This window comes from Hahella sp. CCB-MM4, from assembly GCF_002260525.1.
Lineage (GTDB): Bacteria > Pseudomonadota > Gammaproteobacteria > Pseudomonadales > Oleiphilaceae > Hahella.
Genome location: NZ_MRYI01000013.1, coordinates 120,502 through 142,621, shown reverse-complemented (window position 1 = coordinate 142,621; position 22,120 = coordinate 120,502). Strand labels below are relative to the sequence as shown.

General features: G+C 50.4%; 14 protein-coding genes. 10 read left to right on the top strand and 4 right to left on the bottom strand.

Features of this window, described 5'->3' with window-relative positions; genetic code table 11:
* Positions 1-399 precede the first annotated feature (399 nt).
* From BTA51_RS20215 to BTA51_RS20195, 5 genes are all read left to right on the top strand, one after another.
* Positions 400-4,095, top strand: coding sequence for a 7TM diverse intracellular signaling domain-containing protein (locus BTA51_RS20215; RefSeq protein WP_094710600.1), 3,696 nt, complete (start codon positions 400-402; stop codon positions 4,093-4,095).
* Entirely contained in the window at positions 4,092-4,625 is a 534-nt protein-coding gene (locus tag BTA51_RS20210; RefSeq protein ID WP_094710598.1) for a hypothetical protein, read from the top strand. Before BTA51_RS20215 ends, BTA51_RS20210 begins: the two co-directional genes overlap by 4 nt.
* Positions 4,626-4,726: 101 nt before the next feature.
* On the top strand, positions 4,727-5,119 hold the full coding sequence (locus tag BTA51_RS20205; protein ID WP_094710596.1) for a response regulator: 393 nt from the start codon (positions 4,727-4,729) through the stop codon (positions 5,117-5,119).
* 172 nt (positions 5,120-5,291) lie between these two features.
* Positions 5,292-7,778, top strand: coding sequence for an EAL domain-containing protein (locus tag BTA51_RS20200; protein WP_094710594.1), 2,487 nt, complete (start codon positions 5,292-5,294; stop codon positions 7,776-7,778).
* Positions 7,779-8,013: 235 nt separating this feature from the next.
* Complete coding sequence (locus BTA51_RS20195; RefSeq protein WP_094710592.1) at positions 8,014-8,652, top strand: MBL fold metallo-hydrolase; 639 nt, start codon at positions 8,014-8,016, stop codon at positions 8,650-8,652.
* A gap of 212 nt (positions 8,653-8,864) precedes the next feature.
* Here the strand turns inward: BTA51_RS20195 and BTA51_RS20190 are convergent, their stop codons facing one another.
* Positions 8,865-10,550 (bottom strand): amidase, encoded by a 1,686-nt coding sequence (locus BTA51_RS20190; protein WP_094710590.1) that lies wholly within the window; start codon positions 10,548-10,550, stop codon positions 8,865-8,867.
* A gap of 251 nt (positions 10,551-10,801) precedes the next feature.
* Between BTA51_RS20190 and BTA51_RS20185 the strand changes: the two genes are divergently transcribed.
* Entirely contained in the window at positions 10,802-13,372 is a 2,571-nt protein-coding gene (locus tag BTA51_RS20185) for a S8 family serine peptidase (RefSeq protein WP_094710588.1), read from the top strand.
* A gap of 212 nt (positions 13,373-13,584) precedes the next feature.
* Positions 13,585-15,480: a DNA topoisomerase IV subunit B gene (parE, locus tag BTA51_RS20180; RefSeq protein WP_094710586.1), complete on the top strand. Its 1,896-nt coding sequence runs from the start codon at positions 13,585-13,587 to the stop codon at positions 15,478-15,480.
* A 60-nt stretch (positions 15,481-15,540) separates the two neighbouring features.
* Here parE and gltA read toward each other — a convergent pair whose 3' ends face one another.
* A complete protein-coding gene (gltA, locus tag BTA51_RS20175) occupies positions 15,541-16,818 on the bottom strand; it encodes a citrate synthase (RefSeq protein WP_094710584.1) in 1,278 nt (425 codons plus the stop codon).
* Between the two features lie 313 nt (positions 16,819-17,131).
* Positions 17,132-17,869, bottom strand: a complete 738-nt coding sequence (locus BTA51_RS20170; RefSeq protein ID WP_094710583.1) for an ABC transporter substrate-binding protein — start codon at positions 17,867-17,869, stop codon at positions 17,132-17,134.
* Between the two features lie 313 nt (positions 17,870-18,182).
* Between BTA51_RS20170 and bfr (BTA51_RS20165) the strand changes: the two genes are divergently transcribed.
* From bfr (BTA51_RS20165) to BTA51_RS20155, 3 genes are all read left to right on the top strand, one after another.
* Positions 18,183-18,659, top strand: a complete 477-nt coding sequence (gene bfr, locus BTA51_RS20165) for a bacterioferritin (RefSeq protein WP_094710581.1) — start codon at positions 18,183-18,185, stop codon at positions 18,657-18,659.
* Positions 18,660-18,661: 2 nt separating this feature from the next.
* Positions 18,662-19,129: a bacterioferritin gene (gene bfr, locus BTA51_RS20160; RefSeq protein WP_094710579.1), complete on the top strand. Its 468-nt coding sequence runs from the start codon at positions 18,662-18,664 to the stop codon at positions 19,127-19,129.
* A gap of 194 nt (positions 19,130-19,323) precedes the next feature.
* Entirely contained in the window at positions 19,324-21,195 is a 1,872-nt protein-coding gene (locus tag BTA51_RS20155) for a pyruvate kinase (RefSeq protein ID WP_094710577.1), read from the top strand.
* Positions 21,196-21,217: 22 nt separating this feature from the next.
* Here the strand turns inward: BTA51_RS20155 and BTA51_RS20150 are convergent, their stop codons facing one another.
* Positions 21,218-21,925, bottom strand: a complete 708-nt coding sequence (locus BTA51_RS20150; RefSeq protein ID WP_094710574.1) for a UTRA domain-containing protein — start codon at positions 21,923-21,925, stop codon at positions 21,218-21,220.
* Positions 21,926-22,120: the final 195 nt, after the last annotated feature.

Genomic DNA, 22,120 nt, shown 5'->3' with positions numbered 1-22,120 from the left:
CCAAAACTGAGAGTAGCCCGTGATCTCATTGTTATTGTGTTAATAGTTGAGTGTATTAAAGGTTGAGTGTATTAAAGGTTGAGTGTGTTAAAGCTTGATAGCGTTAAAGAATGATGGTGTAAAAGTTATGAATCTGTATTCAAAGCCTAGCTGTCTATACCCCAATCACGCCAGCCGAGTCGGTAGCATTTCTGTAACATCCTGTGGGGGCTTTGTGGAGGAGTGTGTTTGGTTGTTTTCTGATCAATGATGACGCACTGTCAAATAAGCGGTTTCGATACAAAAATCCTCAACACCGCGATGCTTGGATACTAATTCCGGGCTGTACATCATCTATACTGATGAAGGTCACCAAGCAGGTAACGATAAAGACCGGCAGAAAAAGGACAAAGAGGAGCCGTGTTGAGGAGATCACCTGAAGGGAGCTTAGGCTTCGCCCTGACAGCCCTGCTGATTCTGCTGTCCAGCGCACTCAATGCATATGCCGAAACCCAGGGTAGGGTATTGCTGCGGGACTCCAGTGATAGCGTCGAGCTGAGAGATGTCCTGATTCTGGAAGACCGGGACGGTTCTCTTGATGTCGATGACCTGCTGGCCGGCAGGTATGCTGAGCGCTTGGAGCCCGCCTCTGTCAATGGGCTGACCCGTGGATTTTCACCCTCGGTTTTCTGGGTCAATTTCACTTTAAACACAGATGCTTCCGTCAAATCCGATTCAATCTGGTGGCTGGAGGCTGCCTATCCGTTGTTGGATCAGGTCGATGTATACTGGCGTCTGCCGAATGGCTCTCTTGAGCATAGAGCTCTTGGCGATCACCGCCCGTTTGCCAACAATGGTATTGATCTTCCCCGCATTACGACGCCCCTCAGGCTGTCACCGTCCGAGAGTACTGACGTATGGATTCGCGTGGACACCGACAGCTCAGAAAACCTGCAGTTCTTTCTGTTCTCCGATACTTACTATAAGCATCATCTGGTGTCCGATGTTCTTTTTCTGGCAGCTTTTTATGCCGCCATGTCGGTCATGCTGCTTTATAACCTGTTGATATATTTTTCGATTCGGGACTCAGCCTATCTTTATTATGTGGTGGCTATTGGTCTTTATCTGCTGGCTCAGGCAAGCCTGGATGGCATTCCCTGGTCGTTGGAGCTTTTCAGTAACCTGAAATTCAATAGTTTACTGTTGCCGCTGAGTATTTCAGTCACCTGGGTATTCCTCTTTCTGTTTTGTCGGCAGTTTCTCCAGACCCGTGATCGTGCTCCGCTGGCCGACCTCTGCATCAAACTGATGATTGCGGCTGCTATCTGGTTTGCCATCATGACGCCGATTGCCGATTACGCAACGGCGATTGAAATGAATCTCTATCTGACGGCGGTTTGTGCGCTCATCCTTTGCATACTGGGGATTCTTGTATGGCGCAAAGGGCATCGACCCGCGCGTTACTACGTTTTTGCCTGGAGCACCTATGTGGTGGGGGTGCTGATTACTATGGCGTATACCTACGGGGCTTTTGACCTGGGGATCTGGGCAGGACATGGTTCTCAGCTGGGAAGTGTGGGCAACGTTTTGCTTCTGTCTCTGGCATTGGCGGATCGAATCAATACCCAGAAGCGGGAAATGGAATTGGCTAAAAGCCGGGCGCTTTCCGCCCAGCAGGAAGCGCTTGAAGCCAATCAGCGTTCCCAGGGGAGCCTGCATAAGTTCCGGCGGCTATGGTCCAACGCCAGTGAAGGCATATTTCAATGCTCGTTGGATGGTCGTTTTCTGTCAGCCAATCCATCTTTGCTGGCAATTCTCGGGTATGAAAGCCAGCAGGATCTGATCGATTCCGTGGCCAATATCGGTGAGCAATGTTATCTGGACCCTGAGGATCGTAAAAAATTTGAAGTGATCATGTTGAAGCACAAGCGGGTGGTTAACTTTGAGTGCCAGTTGGTACGTAAAGACGGCTCAGTATTCTGGGGCACCAGTTCTGCTCATCTGGTTCTGGATAACGACGGATCGGAACCTTATTTTGAGGGGACCCTCACCGACATTACCGAGCGTAAGGATAAAGAAAAGGCCTTGCGTGAGCGGGAGGCGGCGGAAGCGTCGGCTTCTGCCAAGAGTGAGTTTCTGGCCAATATGAGTCACGAGATCCGGACCCCGATGAACGCCATCATCGGATTTTCCGGTTTAGCTCTCAAAACCAGCCTGGATGACAAACAACGCGGTTACCTGTCCAAGATTGAAACCTCTTCAAGGTCCCTGTTGGGCATTATTAACGACATTCTGGATTTCTCTAAAATTGAAGCCGGCAAACTGGATCTGGAGCATGTACGTTTTAACTTGAATGACGTCATTAATGATCTGGTGGATTTGTTGTCTCACAAGATGGCGGACAAAGGTTTGGAGCTGTCTGTACTGCTCAGTAAGGATACTCCCACTCACTTGCGGGGGGACCCGCTAAGGTTGGGGCAGATCCTGGTTAACCTGACCAACAACGCCATCAAGTTCACGTCCGAAGGCGAGATCGTTGTCAAAATCAAGGAAGTGCAGCAGATGGAAAGCCGTCTCTGTCTGCAATTCCAGGTATCCGATACCGGTATCGGCATCACCAAAGAGCAGATCGCCAAGCTGTTTACCCCATTTACCCAGGCTGATGGCTCGACCACCAGAAAATTCGGCGGGACTGGTCTGGGCCTCACCATCAGTAAGCAGCTGGTGGAAATGATGGGGGGCGAAATCTGGGTGGAGAGTGAGGAGGACCGGGGGAGTACCTTTACGTTTACCGCCTGGTTTGAACTCTACTCCGCCGATACCGCCGGTATCTATGAAGTCAGGGATTTGCAGGGCATTCGGGTTCTCCTGTTGGATGACAAGGATATTGGCCGGGATGTTACCGTGGAAATTCTGTCATCGTTCGGGTGTCAGACGACGGTATTATTGCCGGACTATAACCTCAGGAACACGCTTGAGACGGTGATCAAAGGTCCTGATTTTGATGTGGTTCTGGTGGATCGCCAGCTTTCCGCGATGCGGAGTGTGGATGCTGCCTTGATGGTCCAGTCCATTCCATATATGTCTGACATTCCGCTGGTGATGATGGCTCTCAGCAGTGAAGAGCACCTGATCGAGGAAGCCGAAGGTCATGGCTTCGCAACCCTGATCAAGCCGGTGACTCCGAGCATTATGCTGCACACGCTGCAGAAGATATTTGGTCATGTGACCACTGCCAGCAAGACGGACGGGGAACAGAGTGACAGTGCCAATATTGCCTTGTTAAATGGCCGCTGTGTTCTGCTGGTCGAGGATACACCGTTCAATCAGGAAATTGCGCTAGAGTATTTAAGTCAGGCGGCAGTAGAAGTCTGCATTGCTCAAAATGGCGAGGAAGCACTCAAAGTATTGCGCGAAGGCGCAGGTCGGTTTGATGCGGTCCTGATGGACGTGCAGATGCCGGTCATGGATGGGTTTGAAGCCACTCGGCATATTCGATCCCAGTTGGGATTGAAGGAATTACCCATCATTGCCATGACAGCCAATGCCATGAAAGGTGATCGCCAGAAATGCCTGAATGCGGGTATGAACGACTATATCAGTAAGCCGGTGGTGCAGGCGTCGCTTTATTCCACTCTGGCGCGTTGGCTGGAGCATCCTGAAGATGCCTCCGAATACGACGAAGATGATGTTCCAATTGAAAACTCTGAAGGTGTAGAACATAAGCATAAATCCGATCACCTTGATTCCGAGTACCATGAAACCGTTACGCAACCAGTAAACTTTGCTATAGCCCGGCAACACTTTCCCGATTGTCGGATGTTGACTCAAATGCAACATCGATTCTGTGTGGATTTTTCCCAGGCGGTTGATGAGATCGTGGATGCCTATGATCAGGGGGACTTTGAACAGGCGCATCGCAAAAGTCACAGCCTGAAAGGAGCTGCAGCATCACTCGGGGCGAAGATACTGGCTGAGAAGGCTGAGGAACTGGAGCAGGCCCTGGAAACCGGTAAGGTGGTGCCCACCCATTTGGAACGAATGTTTTATCAGACCGATCTTGCGCTGCAGGATGTCATTAAGGTTTTTGCCCAGGAACAGGAGGCGAAAGTATGAATGCATTTAACACCGGCCCCCAGGCGGCCAATAGCGACGATGCGATTTCCAATTCCAACTCCAGTGACAGGGCCGCAGCCAGTGATCGTCGCGATGATTCTATAGCCCGTGAAGAGCGTGACATTAATGTGTTACTTGGCAGTTATGCGGACATCCTGTTTGTACTCATGCCGTTTACCGTCATCGGATTATTCAAGGCATGGCAGCATGGGATACAGGGCTTTCTGCTGGGATATGATTTATCTGTGGCTGCTGCCATTCTGGCGGGCCTGGCGCTGGTGAAATTTATCCTGGGTTTGATCTCGGATGCGAGGATGTCCAGGTACCGTGAACGGCTGGTGTTTCTGGTGGCCGGGACAGTATTTGTGGTGTTGGTGCCGAGTCTGATGCTGAGTATTCTGGTTTTGTTGAGTGCGGATGCGCCCCGCTTTGTGATGTTTGTGCAACCGGTACTGCTGATCGCAGGCATCATGGCTTATTCCGGTGCGGTGACATCTACTAATCACCTGTTGCGTCATCCAGGTGCCTGATATTTCACCTATTGACGATACAGGTCTACACTTTGTAGGAAGTGTGAAGGTAGAAAGTGAGAAAGTGAGAAGGTAGGAAGTGTGAAGGGACTAATGGCGTAATGACACCACCGATTCAGAAAATCGTTTACGTGGAAGACGAACCCGATATACAGGCTATCGCCCAGATGGCGCTGGAATCTATAGGAGGGTTCAACGTGATTTTATGCAGTTCGGGTAAAGAGGCGCTGGATATCATTCCCGTGGAAAAACCTGACCTGATTCTGATGGATGTCATGATGCCGGAGATGGATGGTCCCTCCACGATGGAAGCTCTGCGTCAGGACCCGTTATGTCAGGATATACCGGTCGCCTTCATGACGGCGAAAGTGCAGAAATCAGAGATAGATGAGTTTGTTCAACTCGGAGCTATCGGAGTGATCCCCAAGCCATTTGACCCTATGACGTTATCGGATGAGGTTCGCGGTCTTTGGGCTAAGGCACATAAAGATTAACGGGATAGGAAGTGTTTCGGGAAAGGTGTGCCCGAAATTGTCCCATGCCAAGGAAAATTTAACCTGAAGGAGGTAGGGTCTGATGATATGTCAGAGGGCCCTAAAACAGATGTTGCGTTGATGGTTGATGGATAGATAAGGCTTTTTGCCACCAAGGCAGGAAGGCACAGGAATGGATGAAGTAGTTAAAGAAAAATTGTCCTCGATTCGGGCCCGGTACCAGGCTCAGTTGGAACAAAAGGCTGAACAGCTGGAATTGTTCTGGCAGCAATCGAAAATCCCTCCCACTGTTGCCGTTGGGGAAACAGCGCTTAGTGAGCTGTTGCACCTGCTGCATCGTCTGGCAGGTTCCGGCAGGACGTTCGGATTTCCTGATATTTCCAGTGTGGCACTGGAACTTGACCGGTCCATCAGGGATATGGATATCACCGAGTACCGGAGCGATCCCGAAGCGCTTCTTCCTTTAAAACAGAAACTACTTAAATGTCTGGCCCAACCGGTTGAGGGTGACTACGGAGGAGCTGACCGGCACTTCCGGAAAGATACAGAATACCTCGTGTACGTGGTGGAAGATGACCCGGCCATGGGGGAGTGGTTTCATCAGGCCCTGCATAGTCACGGTTATGATGTCTGCATGTTCCGCTCTCTTGCCGAAATGCGGGAACGCTTTCTAAAGCAAAGACCTCGTTTGGTGATTATGGACGTGATACTACCTGAAGACGTATCTGCTGAACTCCGCGTCTGCGAGGATATGCGCCTGTTTAATGATGCCAATGTGCCTGTGGTGATCGTATCGAGCCGGTCCGAATTCAATACACGGTTGATGGCGGTGCGCGCGGGGGTACGTGCCTACCTGACCAAGCCGGTCAACCAGACCACGATGATTTCATGTCTGCACGAAATTATCGAGGAACAGCCCTCAGATCCTTATCGTATTCTGTTGGTGGATGACGATGAGGATCTGATCAACATTTACCGCCTGAACCTCGAAGAAGCAGGTGTCAAAGTCTACGGACTGACGGAGCCCCAGCGAACCCTGGAAGTGCTTGAGTCATTCCGGCCGGAACTGGTGGTGTTGGATTTGCACATGCCGGTTTGCAGCGGCCTTGAACTTGGGCAGGTCATCCGCCAGCAGGTCCGGTACGCCAATATTCCAATCGTGTTCTTATCGGCGGACAGCAGCGAAGATATTCAATTGGAAGCCATTCGCCTGGCCGGTGACGATTACATTAACAAGCCTATCGAACCCTGGCGTTTGCGTACCAATCTGCTGGCCCGCCTGAAACGGGCCCGAATGGTAAACCAGTATGTCAGTGAACTGGTTAAGGAAATTTCCTTTAAGGAGCAGCATGATGCACTGACCGGTCTGCCCAATAAAATGCAGCTGGAGAGCCGCTTGAAACTGGCGATGCGCAATGTCCGGGAAGGCGTGCGCAAGCATATGGCATTGTTCCTGGTGGATATTGATAACTTCCAGCAGGTGAATGATGCCTACGGCCATGAGTTGGGGGATCAGTTGCTGGTGGATATGGCCAAGCGTCTGGAGTCTTCGTTGCCGCACAGCTGTATTGTCAGTCGTCCTGGCGGAGACGAATTTGCCATTCTCTTCAAGTCGATGACCGGTCCTCATCAGGTGGTTCATTATTCAGAACGCCTGCTGGAACTATGCGACCTCCCGTTTGTGGTCGGGGCAGATGAAGTCAAGTTAAGCTTCAGTATCGGCGTGGCGCCTTATTCGGCCCATATGCGTGCAATTGACAGTAAAACCCTGTTTAAGCAGGCGGATACCGCCTTGTTCCGTGCCAAGGGATCCGGTAAGAACGACTATGTGATTTTCGAATCGCGCATGGAATCTGAATTAATTGCGCGCGTTACCCTGGCCAGTGACTTACGAAAAGCGCTGCAGAATGATGAATTTCATCTGGTCTTCCAGCCTCAGGTCAGGCTGGATAACAATGATATCGTCGGCGCCGAGGTGCTGATCAGGTGGGAGCATCCCCGTAGGGGGTTGGTGCCGCCCTGTGAATTTATTCCCGTGGCGGAAAGCCATGGGCTCATTGAGAGGCTCGGGGAATATGTGCTGCGTTCCTCTATACGCTATCTGGCTAAATGTTTGTCGAGCTTCAGCCGTGCCATTCCACTGGCAGTGAACGTGTCCCCGCGCCAGTTTGCCGCTCCCGAGTTTGTGGAACAGATTGCTGAACTGCTGAATGAATATGACGTGGACGGAGGGTTGTTGGAGCTGGAAATCACTGAGAGTGCTCTTGCCCATGATATCGACACGGCGGTTAATAAGCTCAATCGGTTGCGGAAGCTGGGGGTTCGTGTGGCGGTGGACGACTTTGGTACGGGCTTTTCCAATATGGCTTCACTGAAGCGCTATCCTGTCGACATGATCAAGATAGACCGGTCGTTTATCCGTGACCTTCCTCATGATGAAGATGACTTGGCAATTGTCACAGCCATTATCGAAATGGGGCACGCTCTTGGTCTAAAGTTACTGGCAGAAGGGGTGGAAAATGAAGAGCAGATGCAGATGATGAGGGAGCGTAAATGCGATCTCGTACAGGGCTTCTACATCTCCCGTCCCATGCCGGCCGACGCTTTTGAATCCCAATACATCGAAAATCTGCATGGGAGTTCAAAACTGACGCGCTAACCGGCACTTGTTCCGGGATAGTTGTTATTCCATTCCTCTGCTTTATATTCGATCTTACTGCCTCATATTCTATCCTCCGGTTTCATCTACTATTTACGCTTCATCTACTGCTTGTTCTTCATATACTATTAGATCTTCATATACTATCTCATCGTCGTCTGCTTCCGTCCCAATGTGGAAACTCTGAATTCAGGTGGCCGGCCCAAGTGTTCATTCATCCGCTGATTGAGTATTTATGCTTCAATACAAAATTGTTCCCGTGACCCAATTCCAGCAGAACTGCAGTGTTATCTGGTGTGACAAGACCCGACAGGCTGCCGTGGTCGATCCTGGAGGCGATCTCCCCAAGATTGAAGAGGTGTTGAAAGCCAATGATCTTACTCTGGAAAAGATTCTTCTGACTCACGCCCACATCGATCATGCGGGTGCGACGGCCGATCTGGCTGAGCAGCGTGAGTTGCCGATTGAAGGACCTGAGTGGGAAGACAAATTCTGGATAGATGCTCTGCCACAACAGAGTGCGATGTTTGGGTTTCCCCAGGCCAAACCATTTACTCCTGATCGATGGTTAAAGGATGGGGACACGGTGACTGTGGGAGAGGAAACTCTGGAAGTTTATCACTGTCCGGGACACACCCCTGGTCATGTGGTGTTTTTCCATCCGGGAGCCAAGCTGGCGCTGGTGGGCGATGTCTTGTTTAACGGTTCTATCGGTCGTACCGATTTTCCTCGTGGAGATTACGACACCCTGATTCATTCCATCAGAAGCAAGCTCTGGCCATTAGGGGATGATGTGTCCTTCGTGCCGGGTCATGGCCCCATGTCGACATTTGGACAGGAAAGGCGTTCCAACCCATTTGTTAAAGATCTCTAATTGGTGAAAGAGCTGTCTTTAGATAAAAGGTCAGAAGTGGGATAGAGGTCAGAAGTGGGATAGAGGTTAGAAGTGGGATAGAGGCCGGAAGCGAGATTGAGGCCTGTATCGGGATAAAAGTCAGAAAAGAGATATAAGAAACAGTGGCCGGGTAGAAGGGCGCACACGCAGGTGCGCCCCTACGGGTTGGTTCCGTGATTTTGTGATAGGTTTTAGCGCAGCATATTGAACGAATAAGCCGCCCGCTTTCGTTCGCAGAGTCCTTCCAGTGCTTTGCCGCAGCGCAGAAGAAGGTGCTCACTCCAGGCCTTACCCATTAGCTGCAGACCAATCGGCAGCCCTTTCTCATCATAATCGACCGGCACTGTCAGCGCGGGAAGTCCGGTAAGATTCGCCGGGAAGGCAAAACGCATGAGTTCTGTCAGTACCTGGATATTGCTTTCTGCGCTGTCATCCGATTCCTGCTGCACCGGCGGAGCGGTGATGGCCGTGGTCGGTGTAACGATCATGTCCACATCCTGCAATACCCGGTTAAATTCATTGATCGCAAGTGTACGGACCCGCTGTGCCTTGACATAGTCGGTGCTGGAAAACACTTTGGCCAAAGCCAGATTGAGCCGGGTATCCAGGGCAAACACTTTACTGTTGTGGCGATGTTCCATATCCACAGCCGCCAGCATTTCTGAGCTGATGGTCAGCGCGTGGGCAATGCGCTGCAGATCAAGATCTTCAATGTTGATGGTCTTGACCGTCACACCCAGGGATTTCAGCTTCTCCACAGCTAGCTGGCATTTTTGGACTACTTCCCGGGAGGCATGGCTGAACCATGAGGAAAATACTCCGATGGTTAAACCGCTAAGGTCTTTATTGCGATAGTCGCTCAAGTGAGGCAGAGGTTGTTCAACACAATAAGGATCCAGTGGGTCCGCACCGGCGATGAGGGCATAGGCCATGGCGACATCGTCGACTGTCTGGCCTATAGGGCCGATATGGGCAACTGACCAGCATAGGGGAAAGGCGCCGTGTTCACTGACCCGTCCCCAGGTAGGCTTCAGTCCCGCCAGTCCACAGAGGGAGGCTGGGATGCGAATGGACCCTCCGCCGTCGGCGCCGATGGCCACCGGGCATAGACCTGCAGCAACGGAGGCTGCACTTCCGCTGGAAGATCCCCCGGGATAGTGGTGCAGGTTATGTGGATTGCGGCAATGGCCGTGATGGCTGTTGGCACCGGTCACGCCGATACCGATTTCCTGCATGTTGGCTTTGCCGATGATCACAGCTCCCGCCGCACGCAGACGGGCCACCACGGTGGCATCATGCTCCGCTGAATTGTCGTTGCCGTATACCCTTGTTCCCACGGTTGTGGCGTAGGGGACTGCATCAATTTCATCTTTAATGGCGACGGGGACACCATCCAGCAGACTTAACGGTTGTCCATTGGCTAGGCGCTTGGCACTCTCGCTGGCCTGATGTCGGATGTCCTGGTCAAAGGTAGTGATGATGGCCCGGAGCGGCGGTTGTTTGCGGTCACTTTCGGTGATGGCGGCGATTACTTTATCAGCGATTTCCTCCGGGCCGATCTGCCCGCTACGGTAGGCCCTGGCATAATCCATGACACTGGGTAGTGGTGATTCGCTCGCCTGGAAATCCGGTTCCGCGAAAATTTCCAGGGTGGACTTGGCTCTTTCTGCCGATAACTGCCGGCCGTAGGCGTGTTTGGGGAGAAAGGTAGGCAGTGTATTAAGTCTGGTACTACGGATTTTCGAAGCCCCGGTTTCCTTCATCAGCGCCGGAGATAGCAATGTGCGGGAATAGTTGTTTTCCATCAGTGCCACGATGGATTTCAGTGGAGCACCCGCCAAACGCGGTACCTTCAGGGATTTCAAATCATAGGGCATATCTTAATATCCGCGACATAATAATGAGTTCTTGTTGTTTTCCTGATATCGAACAGTGTAGTTCACAAGGCAGGTTTGGGCTCTAAACGTCATCTCAGGGAGATAATTCTAAAATGACCGCTCGTATTTCTAAAGCGTCTGAACCGAATTTTTGAAACAGAATGAAACACTTAACTTAAGGTCGGTCTGGATACAGATGTTCTATACTGAGTATATTGAAATGCTTTGTTTCGTTCATTAAGGATTGCCGCATGCCTCATGGTTTCCAACGCCTGCTTTTAATCGTAACGACGACAGTGACTTTGGTCGCCTGCGGGGGAGGTGGAGGCGGCGGCAGCAGTGATGGTAGTGACGATAGCTTCAGCGTCAGCGGCCGGGTCACCATTCCTGAGTTTGTCTATGTTGATGCGGATACTTCAGATACCGGTGGTACGGATATCTCTCCGGAAAATAATTCCTCCAGCGTTGCCCAAAGAGTGCCAAACCCCTCGATAATTGGTGGGTATGTCAGCAGCTCATCGGGAATCTACAGCACTGGGTATCCCTATTTTGTTGACACCACGGATGTCTACCTGACCACACTGATTGCCGGACAGGAAGTGATGATTTCTGCCTATGATGCGGATACGGGGCTTACATCTATTACTGCTTCATTGTATCGGCAAGCTGACCCCGATATTGCTGTCGACACTGGAGTTATTGCCGATAATTCATCAGTAACGCTCACAGCTCCTGATTCTGGTAACTTTTACATTGAAGTAATTAACTCCGCCGGCCCGTCTACTTACATACTGAATGTAGCCGGTGATGCGGATATCGCGACATTGGCTGCATCAGAGGACAGCGCAGAATTTGTTCCAGGGGAGGCAATCATTCAATATGTGCCGGGAATCTCAGCGACCAGTGTCGCGGATGTGCCTTTACCGGGTTATTTTATCGAACGGATGAATGATGAAGGAACCCATGGCCTGTTTCGCTTTAGTTTCACTGAGTCCAGCGGAACAAGGCAATCAGCAGGGCTAAGTAGTAGTGAGCTTCGCGAAAAGACATTGGAAATGATCAAGTCTTTGAAGTCCCGGCCGGATATCCTCTTGGCAGAACCTAATTACATTCGGAAGTCGCTTGAAGTGACCCCTGTTGATCCGGATTACCACTTGCAGTGGAACTATCCTCAGATCGGGCTTCCTGCGGCTTGGGAGGATAGTAATGGTATAGGGGTGGTTATTGCTGTAATTGACACAGGTGTGCTCTTGGATCACCCTGATTTATCAAATCAACTGTTGCGCAACGGAATGTCAGTGGTAGGTTATGACTTTGTTAGTTCTTCCTCTTCTTCTAGTGATGGGGATGGTATAGATTCTGATCCATCAGATCCTGGCGGTGGTAGTTTTCATGGTACTCATGTGGCAGGCATTGTTGCCGCAGAGAGTAATAGTATTGGTGGAATTGGAGTAGCTTATAAATCTAGGATAATGCCAATTCGGGTATTGGGGTCAAACGGTAGTGGTAGTGATGCTGATTTGATTCAAGGGATTCGTTATGCCGCCCAGCTCTCCAACAGCTCTGGTACCTTACCTTCCAAAAAAGCTGACGTTATCAATATGAGCCTTGGTGGTCCCGGATATTCTTCTTCCCTTGGTCAGGCTGTTATTGATGCTATTGATGCTGGAGTGATTGTTGTTGCAGCAGCGGGGAATGACAAAACCAATATTCCATATTATCCAGCGGCTTATAATGGCGTGATTTCAGTATCAGCCACTGATCTCAACAATCAGAAAGCCCACTATTCCAATTTTGGATCAACAATAGATGTGGCAGCTCCTGGAGGAGATGAATTCTCACAAATATATTCTACTACTGGGGATAATTATAATGGGACAGTGCTGAACTCATACGGTTTTAAGATTGGAACTTCTATGGCAACGCCCCATATTGCGGGGGTTATGGCGCTTATGAAGCAGATAAAAAACGAAAACTTTGAATCATTTAATTCAGCTGACGCTAATAGTTTGCTGCAGAGTGGCGATATAACTGTCGATCTGGGAGAGGTTGGCAGAGATGATATTTATGGATATGGGTTAATAAGTGCCCCCAAAGCCATCCAAGCCGCAGGGGCTATAACTTTCCCTACTATCAGTGCTAGTGACAGTAGTATTGTCTTTACTAACAGCGGCACTGAAACGCTGATTTTGACAATCCCGGACGGAGTGGTTCTGGATGGTTTCAATTTTGAATCTGAAGGTACTGCGTCGTGGCTAACGGTAGCTGAAAGCGGGCCTATGGATGGAACTGCCTACAACGTCGTAGTGGATGAAACAGGCTTGGACTTGGGCGGCAGTTACTCTGGGGAAATTGTATTTAACTACACCTCAACTAAGGATCCGGGCACTGGTCCAATAGTAGAGAATAAAACCTTAACAATTCCCATTACTCTGGTTTTGGTTGACCCGTCGAACTCTCCTGACGCAGGTCGTCACTATATATTATTAACGGATGAGGACTCCGTTGTGACGATCCAAGGAACCCCTGCAAAGGATTATTATCAAGCGACAGCTGTTGCTAATAATGGTAAGTATACTTTTACTATAACCAATGTTCCTGCTGGTAAATATATATTGAATGCGGGGAGTGACAATGATAATGATGGAACTATCTGCGATAAGGGTGAAGCCTGCGGCTTTTATCCATTTACCAGTCAGCCGGAAGTAATCGAAATCACTGGAAACCGCAGTGGTTTGACATTTGCCACAGGATACAGTGGAGCCGTCTCCACCAGCAGCACGGCAGTCCAGGTGCCCCTGGAAGGATTTCCCCATCACTGAGGTTTTTTCCGGAAATAAGAATTTTCCCGGAAATTAGATCTTTCCCGGAAACAAAATGCACTCCCGGCGTTGCCTAAAAGCCGGGAGGTTCCTGACGGAGTTCGCATTTGACCATTGAAACAATTCTCCGGGCTAGGTACATTTTGCCAATTCGCAGGTTCTGATCAGTTCGCGCAGGCCTCACGATTACGTAAGTTTTCAGGAGTTTTGACTTGTCCAACAACTATAATGCTGATTCTATTGAAGTTTTAAATGGCCTTGATCCTGTTCGCCGGCGGCCCGGGATGTATACCGATACCACCCGGCCGAATCACCTGGCTCAGGAAGTCATCGATAACAGCGTGGATGAAGCGTTGGCCGGCCATGCCCGGCAGATGGATGTGGTGTTGCATAAGGACGGCTCTCTGTCGGTGACTGACGATGGGCGTGGGATGCCGGTAGACATCCACAAAGAAGAGGGTATACCCGGGGTCGAGCTGATCCTGACCAAACTGCATGCCGGCGGTAAGTTCTCCAACAAAAACTATCAGTTTTCCGGTGGTCTTCACGGGGTTGGGGTGTCAGTGGTCAACGCTCTGTCGCTGGATCTCGAAGTGACCATACGTCGTGACAGCAAAGTCCATCGCATTACTTTTGCCAATGGTGACAAAACCAGCGACCTGGAAGTGATCGATACCTGCGGCAAGCGCAATACCGGTACAACCGTTAAATTCCTGCCTGATCCCAAGTACTTCGATTCACCCAAGTTTTCACTGTCCAGATTGCGCCATATCCTTCGAGCCAAGGCCGTGCTTTGCTCCGGTCTTAAGGTGACCTTCCGGGATGAGAACACCGGAGACAAGGAAGAGTGGTATTACGAGGACGGATTAAGAGATTACTTGCGTGGCACTACACAAACACTGATTACTTTGCCGGAAGAGCCCTTTATCGGTCAGATGGCGGGTAATACGGAAGCGGTCGACTGGGCTGTCCAGTGGTTGCCGGAAGGCGGTGAAATGATCACTGAGAGCTATGTGAACCTGATTCCCACCGCTCAAGGCGGTACTCATGTGAATGGTTTGCGTACCGGCCTGCTGGAAGCTCTCAGGGAGTTCTGTGAGTTCCGTAATCTGATGCCGCGTGGCGTCAAGCTGACACCGGAAGATGTCTGGGACAAGTGCTGCTACGTATTATCGGTCAAGATCCAGGAGCCCCAGTTCTCTGGTCAGACCAAAGAGCGTTTGTCCTCTCGCGAATGCGCCACCTTTGTTTCCGGGGTGGTCAAAGATTCCTTCAGCCTGTGGCTGAACCAGCATACTGCGGATGCGGAACAATTGGCTGAACTGGCCATCAGCAATGCCCAGCGGCGTCTGCGGGCGGCGAAAAAAGTCGAACGTAAGAAAGTTACCCAAGGGCCTGCACTACCCGGTAAGCTGGCCGACTGTAGCGGCAGCGATGCGATGCAGAGCGAGTTGTTCCTGGTGGAGGGTGATTCTGCAGGCGGCTCTGCCAAACAGGCTCGTGACCGCGAATATCAGGCCATCATGCCGTTGCGGGGTAAGATCCTGAACACCTGGGAAGTGGATTCTGAGCAGATCCTGGCATCTCAGGAAGTCCATGATATAGCCGTGGCACTGGGTGTCGACCCGGGTTCCACCAATCTTGAATCACTCCGTTACGGCAAGATCTGTATCCTCGCCGATGCGGACTCTGATGGTCTTCATATCGCCACCTTGCTGTGTGCGTTGTTTACCCGTCACTTCCGTCCTCTGGTCGACGCCGGTCATGTCTTCGTCGCCATGCCCCCCCTGTACCGTATCGATATCGGCAAGGACGTCTACTACGCCCTCGACGACTATGAAAAACAGGGTATCCTCGACCGTATCGCCGCCGAGAAGAAAAAAGGCAAACCCAACGTCCAGCGCTTCAAAGGTCTGGGTGAAATGAACCCCATGCAACTCCGCGAAACCACCATGGCCCGCGACACCCGCCGCCTCGTTCAACTCACCATCGAAGATGACGACGGCAGCACCAACGAGATGCTCGACATGATGCTGGCGAAGAAACGGGCAGGGGATCGCAAGAGCTGGCTGGAGACGAAGGGTAATCTGGCGGAGATTGCGGTTTAGTTGTGAGTCTTGAATAAAAAGCCCGCCTCACATGATTGAAGCGGGCTCGTAGCGTTAATATCAGTCTGTGTCAGGATGATTACGCATGGTAAGTCCTGTGTACAGCTGACGCGGACGGCCAATTCGAAAGCTTTCGCTGATCATTTCATGCCAATGAGCAACCCATCCGATAGTGCGGGACACGGCAAAAATGACGGTGAGCATCGGCAGGGGAATGCCAATGGCCTTCAATATGATGCCGGAGTAAAAATCCACGTTTGGATAAAGCTTACGCTCAATGAAGTACTGGTCTTCGAGGGCAATCTGTTCCAGTCGTTGTGCCACCCTGAACATTGGATCGTCCTGTAGTCCCAGTTCCTGTAGGACTTCATGGCAGGTCTGGCGCAGAATTTTGGCACGAGGGTCGAAGTTCTTGTAGACCCTGTGACCGAACCCCATCAGCCGGAAGGGATCGTTTTTGTCCCTGGCTTTTGCCAGGTATTCATCGATGCGTGACTCATCGCCGATTTCCTGCAGCATGCATAGAACTGCCTCGTTGGCTCCTCCGTGAGAGGGCCCCCACAGGGCGGCAATGCCGGACGCAATACACGCGAATGGGTTTGCCTGGCTGGATCCTGCCAAGCGCACGGTGGCTGTGGAAGCATTTTGCCCGTGGTCGGCGTGGAGAATAAAAATCTGGTCCATTGCCCTGGCCAAAACAGGAGACACCTTGTATTCCTCACATGGTGTGGCAAACATCATATGGAGAAAGTTTTCCGCATAGCTAAGGTCGTTGCGGGGATTGATAAACGGTTGGCCCAAGGTGTACTTGTAGCACATGGCAGCCAGTGTAGGGATCTTGGCAATCAGGCGGAAAGCTGCAATTTCACGTTGGCGTTCGTCTGAAAAGTCCAAATTGTCATGGTAAAAGGCTGAGAGCGCTCCCACTACGCCACACATGATTGCCATGGGGTGTGCATCACGACGAAAACCCTTAAAGAAGTGCCTTATTTGATCCTGAACCATCGTGTGGGATTTGACGGTGTCGTGAAACTTTTCGTTTTCCTCCGGGGAGGGGAGTTCTCCGTGAAGCAATAAGTAGCAAACTTCGATGAAATCAGAGTTTTCAACAAGTTGCTCAATAGGATAGCCGCGATGCAGAAGAACCCCATTAGCGCCGTCAATGTAAGTGATCTTTGACTCGCAGGATGCTGTCGACATGAAACCAGGGTCGAAGGTGAAGAGTCCTTCCTGGGCAAGGCTGCGAATATCGATGACATCTGGTCCGATGGAGCCGGAATAGACGGGTAGCTCTATTACTTTGTTACCCACCGAAAGTTGTGCTTTCTTGTCGGTCATGAGGTTCTCCTTTATCAATATTCAAGCCCTGAGGCCCGCGTCTGTAAATCCCTGGAGGGATTTACATGGTTGTACTTTGAACTTCTCCTACTCTGGCAAGTGCAAGTATCGGAGACCGTGAAGGGGGCTGGCAAACAAATAGAGGCAGGGGATAGCCCGGTCCATCATTAAGGCGTTTACACATTATGCACCCTTATGCCTTAACGATCGGACAGCGGCCAACTATAGGGAGTTATAGATGCTTGTCAATGTGCTGAATGTAATCGAGCCAATGTTCGTGGAGAAGAATGTGAGGCTGCTGAGCGAAATACCGTTACCGGTATTTCGCCGCAATCTTCTCAATCACTCCCTCTTCCTTCATTTCCCACAAGATGCCGTTGAGTTTGTCGATGTATGCATCCGGAGTGTCCTTGTTCATGGCCAGGTACAGGTTGGTACTGCGGATAGTGAATACAGGTTTGATATTGGTGATTCCTGCTTTCCGAGCATAGTAGTAGCCTGATACCGTGCTGCTGATCCAGAGATCGATTTCCTTGTCGCGCAGACGCTTGGGGTTCAGGCCGTCGTCGTCCAGTTCGGCAGCTTTGAAGCCGCTGTCTTTCAGGAATTGAGCCCGGGAATCATCTTTATAACAGCCGATACGATAGGCTTTGGCATCTTCCAGTGTCTTGAGCTGGATTTTGCTGTCTTCCAGAGCAAACAGAACCCAGTCATTGTTTGCGATGGGACCGACCCACTTGAACATTGGCTGCCGGGCTTCGGTCAGTTCGGTACCAAATACTCCCCGATAGGGATTACGCTGCACAAAGTTGTAGGCATAGTTCCAGTTTCGCAGTTTCATTCGATAGGGATACTTCGCCCTGTGGAATAACTCCTGAACAACCTCGGTGCTGAGACCTCCAATGTATTCCTCGTCATGTTCAAATTCGTTGCCATTCAGGCTCATATTAAAAGGAGGGAAATTCTCAGTAACCAGATTAAAAACTTCCGGGTCTGCCAGAGCCGTCTGAGATAAAAGCAGCAGTAAAACCCATGCGCTAATCGACTTCATAAATGCCTCAAGAAAAAGAGCGTATTTTAAGAAAGCCCGTAAGCCTAGTTGGATACGTGTGAACCACCATAGGCATAAACCGAGTAGTGGATAGCACTTATCCTTATCGGCTATCGAATTTGAATCGAAATGTTGCCAAATAGCACTGTTTCTCAAATAGAAAACAACATCTAAATGAAAATTGATAACATTAATAATTGATTGAAATATAAGGAAATTTTTGTGATTTTCCGCAAATGTGGCTAAACTGTCCCGACTTATTTCGCGTACATTCTGTTTTAAACACTCACTTTCAATACGTCGGTGCTGCTCCATGAAATCGAACGATCAGATTATTACCGCTCTTAACGGCGTGCTCACTTCTGAGCTGACGTCGATCAACCGCTACTTCCTGCATGCGAGGATGTATCGCAATTGGGGCTTCGAAGAACTCAATGAAGCCGCCTATAAGAAATCTATCAAGGATATGAAACAGGCTGATGATTTGATCGAGCGTATTCTGTTCCTTGAAAGTATGCCGAACCTGCAAAAACTGGATCTGCTGCATATCGGTGAGAACACCGAGGAGATGATGGAGTGTGACTTAAAATTCCAGCTTAAGCAGATCAAACAACTCAAGGACGCCATCGCACTTTGCGAACAGGAAAAGGATTTTGTCAGCCGCTCGATGCTGACGGAAATTCTGGAATATGAAGAAGATTACGTCGACTGGCTCGAAACCCAGCAGTATCAGATAGCCAATATGGGTATCCAGAATTACTTGCAAGCTCAAATTTCAGATGGTGATTGATTATGAAAGGTAATAAGAAAGTTATCTCAGCCCTGAACGGGTTGCTGGCCTACGAATTGGCCGCGATGGACCAGTATTTCATTCATTCTGAAATGTATGCTGACTGGGGATTGAATAAACTTTATGAGCGTATTGCCCATGAGTTTGAAGATGAAAAGGGACATGCCCAGAAGCTGATTCAGCGTATTCTCTTTCTGGAAGGCACCCCGGATATGGTGACCCGGGAGGGGCTGAGCATCGGCAAGGATGTTCCTGCCATGCTGAAAAGCGATCTGGATGTTGAGTATGCGGTTGATGATGCTCTCAAGAAAGCGATCAAACTGTGTGAAGAGGTGCAGGACTATGTCACCCGTGAAATGCTGGTGACCTTGGCTGACGATACCGAAATGGATCATGCCTACTGGCTTGAGCAACAGCTGGGGCTGATTAAAAAAGTCGGCCTGGAAAATTATCTGCAATCTCAAATGTGATCCTTTAAGACCGCCTCTCTTACGGGGCGGTTCTTTCTTTCCCTTCCTTCACTGTCTCTTTCTTTTACTATTCAGTTTATTTCGTCTCCCTAAGATTTCAGTTTTATGAAACGCCCGTGGTAATTAACGCAGGTCAACAATTCTGTCATCTCGATTCGCCACACTGGAACAGGCAGTTGTCCGGGAGAGCGAAAATGTCTGTACTTGAAAAAATCATTGGGGAACTCGAGTCCATTCTGACAGAGATGGAGCAGTTTCGATCTCGCTATGCTTCTATCCTGGCCAGTGTAGATAAGCGCAATATTCACCGTGCCTATAATCTGATCGATTACATGGCTTTTCGATGCTCAGACCGCTCAGATCTCCAACAGCGGTTGGCGCAATTGGGATTAAGTTCGCTTGGTCGTAGTGAAGCGGCGATTCAACCCCAGATTCTCCGAGTGAAAGCGTTAGTGGAGATTCTGCTTGGACGGCAGGTTAATTTGCAGACCCTGCTTGAAGAAGATCCTGTCAGTCAGGGGAGATACTTGCTTGAACACCACTGCAACCGGCTATTTGGACCCACGCCGGAAGGACGCCATACCCGAATCATGGTCACCATGCCTGATGAAGCAGCGCGTAATCTGCATACGGTGAAACAGCTGTTGGAAGGGGGGATGGGCGTGGCTCGGATCAACTGTGCCCACGGAACCTCCTCTGAGTGGCGGCGTATGGCTGATAATATCCGTAAGGCATGTCTGGAAACGGGCTTATCCTGCAGTATATTGATGGATCTGGCTGGGCCCAAATTACGAACCGGACCCATGCCACCGGGTGAAAAGGTCGTAAAGGTCAAGGTTCTCAGAGATCCCTCCGGACACATCATGATGCCGGGCAAGGCGATCTTCTATAGTCAGGATGTGACGCCGAAGACAGTCAGCAATACCGTCTCGGTTCCAATACTGTTGAACTCTCCCGAGTTGTGTCCAGGCATCGACCATCTTCTGTTGAAGGATGCCCGCGGCAAACAGCGCCGCTTTAATGTCATTCATCAGTCCCAGGGAATGCTGACAACCACCGTCGATGGTTCTGCCTACCTGGCCACCGGATTGGAGGTGGTCTTGACTCATGGACAAGGAAAACTCCTTTCACGCATTGGCGAATTGCCTTGTAAGGAAAGCTATTTATCTCTGCAGGAAGGAGATTTGTTGCGTCTGGTTTCCGACAATGTGGCGGCCAGTCATGCGGTGTTGGACGAGGACGGCAATCTGTTGCACCCCGCGAGTCTGTCCTGTGGTGTACCTGAAGCACTTGCGGCACCTGAAATCGGCCACAGGATTAAAATGGATGACGGCAAGTTTACCGGCATTGTGGAAGGTAAATCTCCCGGCTCTCTGCTTCTGCGTATTACCGAAGCACCTGGGGGAGGGGGGAAATTGCGGGCAGAGAAGGGGATCAATTTTCCGGATACGGATTTGCCCATTTCCGGCCTGACCAGCAAGGATATTCAGGACCTCGACACGATTTGTGAACTGGCAGACTTGATTGCGCTCAGCTTCGTGAATACGAGGACTGATGTGGACGACTTGATTCATGAACTGAAAATTCGCAATCGCCACCGTTCAATCGGACTGGTACTCAAGATTGAAACCCGCCATGCCTTTAACAACCTGCCGGAACTACTGTTGAGCGCGATGCAATCCAGGGAGGTTGGTGTCATGATCGCTCGGGGAGATCTTGGGGTGGAAGTCGGTTGGCGCCAGATGGCGGAAATCCAGGAAGAGATTCTATGGTTATGTGCCGCCGCCCACATTCCCACGATCTGGGCAACCCAGGTATTGGAATCACTTGCCAAAACAGGGCAGCCAACCCGTTCAGAGATCACCGATGCGGCGATGGCGCAAAGAGCTGAATGTGTCATGCTGAATAAAGGGCCGTATATTCACAAGGCGATAAAAATGCTGGCGCGTATTATCCGGACCATGGATGCCAGACAATACAAGAAAAGCGCGCGGTTGCCCAAGCTGGCTTGCCGCTATCCGGATGTTGATAAGCGGGAACAGGCGTTATTGCTCGGCCAGGTCTAGTGTACAGAGATACCGGTTGTGCTTAATCCCGGCCTTTTACCCTCATTTGTATGGCATCGTGAAGCCAGTACTCTCTCTCGAATGCAATAGTCTGATTATTCGATGTGACTTTTCGTTCCAGCCGAAGCGAGGGGCATCCTTCCCGGACTTGCAGGTGCTGGGCATGCTCAATATCCAATGGCGCAGACGAAATATTGATGTCCATTTCCCTTATACTGAAACCATAGGTTTCCCTCACCATGACCGTTAGCGATGCCGCCAGCGGTTGTTCCAGCAGACCGGGAAAATATTCCTCCTTGAAGTAACAGATTTCCAGCAGAACCCATCGCTTGTCGACAGCCCGACGCCGGGTAACCACATAGACTGGTTGGGTCGGGGAGATCTCTAAGCCCCGGGCCACTCTGGTCGGGGCGACCTGCAGGGAAGCGGACAATAATTCTGTACTCAGTTCGCGGCACTGGCGGTGTGCCTCTTCCTGAATACTGCTGCTGCGAGTCGGGTCATAGATAAAGACAGGTGGTGAGACAAACCATCCCAGCCGATTCAGGCGATAGATCATCCCCTGGGCCTCCAGCAAATGTAAGGCGTCTCTGGCACTGACCCGGGATACCTTGAACATGTCACATAAACTTCTTTCCGAGGGGAGTTTGCTTCCTGCGGCGAGTTCTCCATTGCCGATTCTGTGCTGAAGCCTGGCTGCCAACGATTGATAAGCGGTTGTCTGGTTCACTGGATGGGCCTTTTCTCTTTTACCTTAATACCTTATTACCTTGAGAACGCCACTCATAAGATCTTCTGAAGAGTTTATGGTTTAAGATCGTCTGTCACGGGCTCTCTGTTACAAGATCGTCATTAAACCCCAGTCGCGTGACAAACTTGTGACAGTATCTGGTACGTACCAGATGAAATAAAAATGTATTTAATA

Coding starts and splice junctions, on each gene's coding strand:
- BTA51_RS20185 (WP_094710588.1), top strand. CDS start 10,802: ATGCCTCATGGTTTCCAACGCCTGCTTTTAATCGTAACGACGACAGTG.
- BTA51_RS20155 (WP_094710577.1), top strand. CDS start 19,324: ATGTCTGTACTTGAAAAAATCATTGGGGAACTCGAGTCCATTCTGACA.
- BTA51_RS20195 (WP_094710592.1), top strand. CDS start 8,014: ATGCTTCAATACAAAATTGTTCCCGTGACCCAATTCCAGCAGAACTGC.
- bfr (WP_094710581.1), top strand. CDS start 18,183: ATGAAATCGAACGATCAGATTATTACCGCTCTTAACGGCGTGCTCACT.
- BTA51_RS20170 (WP_094710583.1), bottom strand. CDS start 17,869: ATGAAGTCGATTAGCGCATGGGTTTTACTGCTGCTTTTATCTCAGACG.
- BTA51_RS20205 (WP_094710596.1), top strand. CDS start 4,727: ATGACACCACCGATTCAGAAAATCGTTTACGTGGAAGACGAACCCGAT.
- BTA51_RS20200 (WP_094710594.1), top strand. CDS start 5,292: ATGGATGAAGTAGTTAAAGAAAAATTGTCCTCGATTCGGGCCCGGTAC.
- BTA51_RS20210 (WP_094710598.1), top strand. CDS start 4,092: ATGAATGCATTTAACACCGGCCCCCAGGCGGCCAATAGCGACGATGCG.
- BTA51_RS20190 (WP_094710590.1), bottom strand. CDS start 10,550: ATGCCCTATGATTTGAAATCCCTGAAGGTACCGCGTTTGGCGGGTGCT.
- bfr (WP_094710579.1), top strand. CDS start 18,662: ATGAAAGGTAATAAGAAAGTTATCTCAGCCCTGAACGGGTTGCTGGCC.
- gltA (WP_094710584.1), bottom strand. CDS start 16,818: ATGACCGACAAGAAAGCACAACTTTCGGTGGGTAACAAAGTAATAGAG.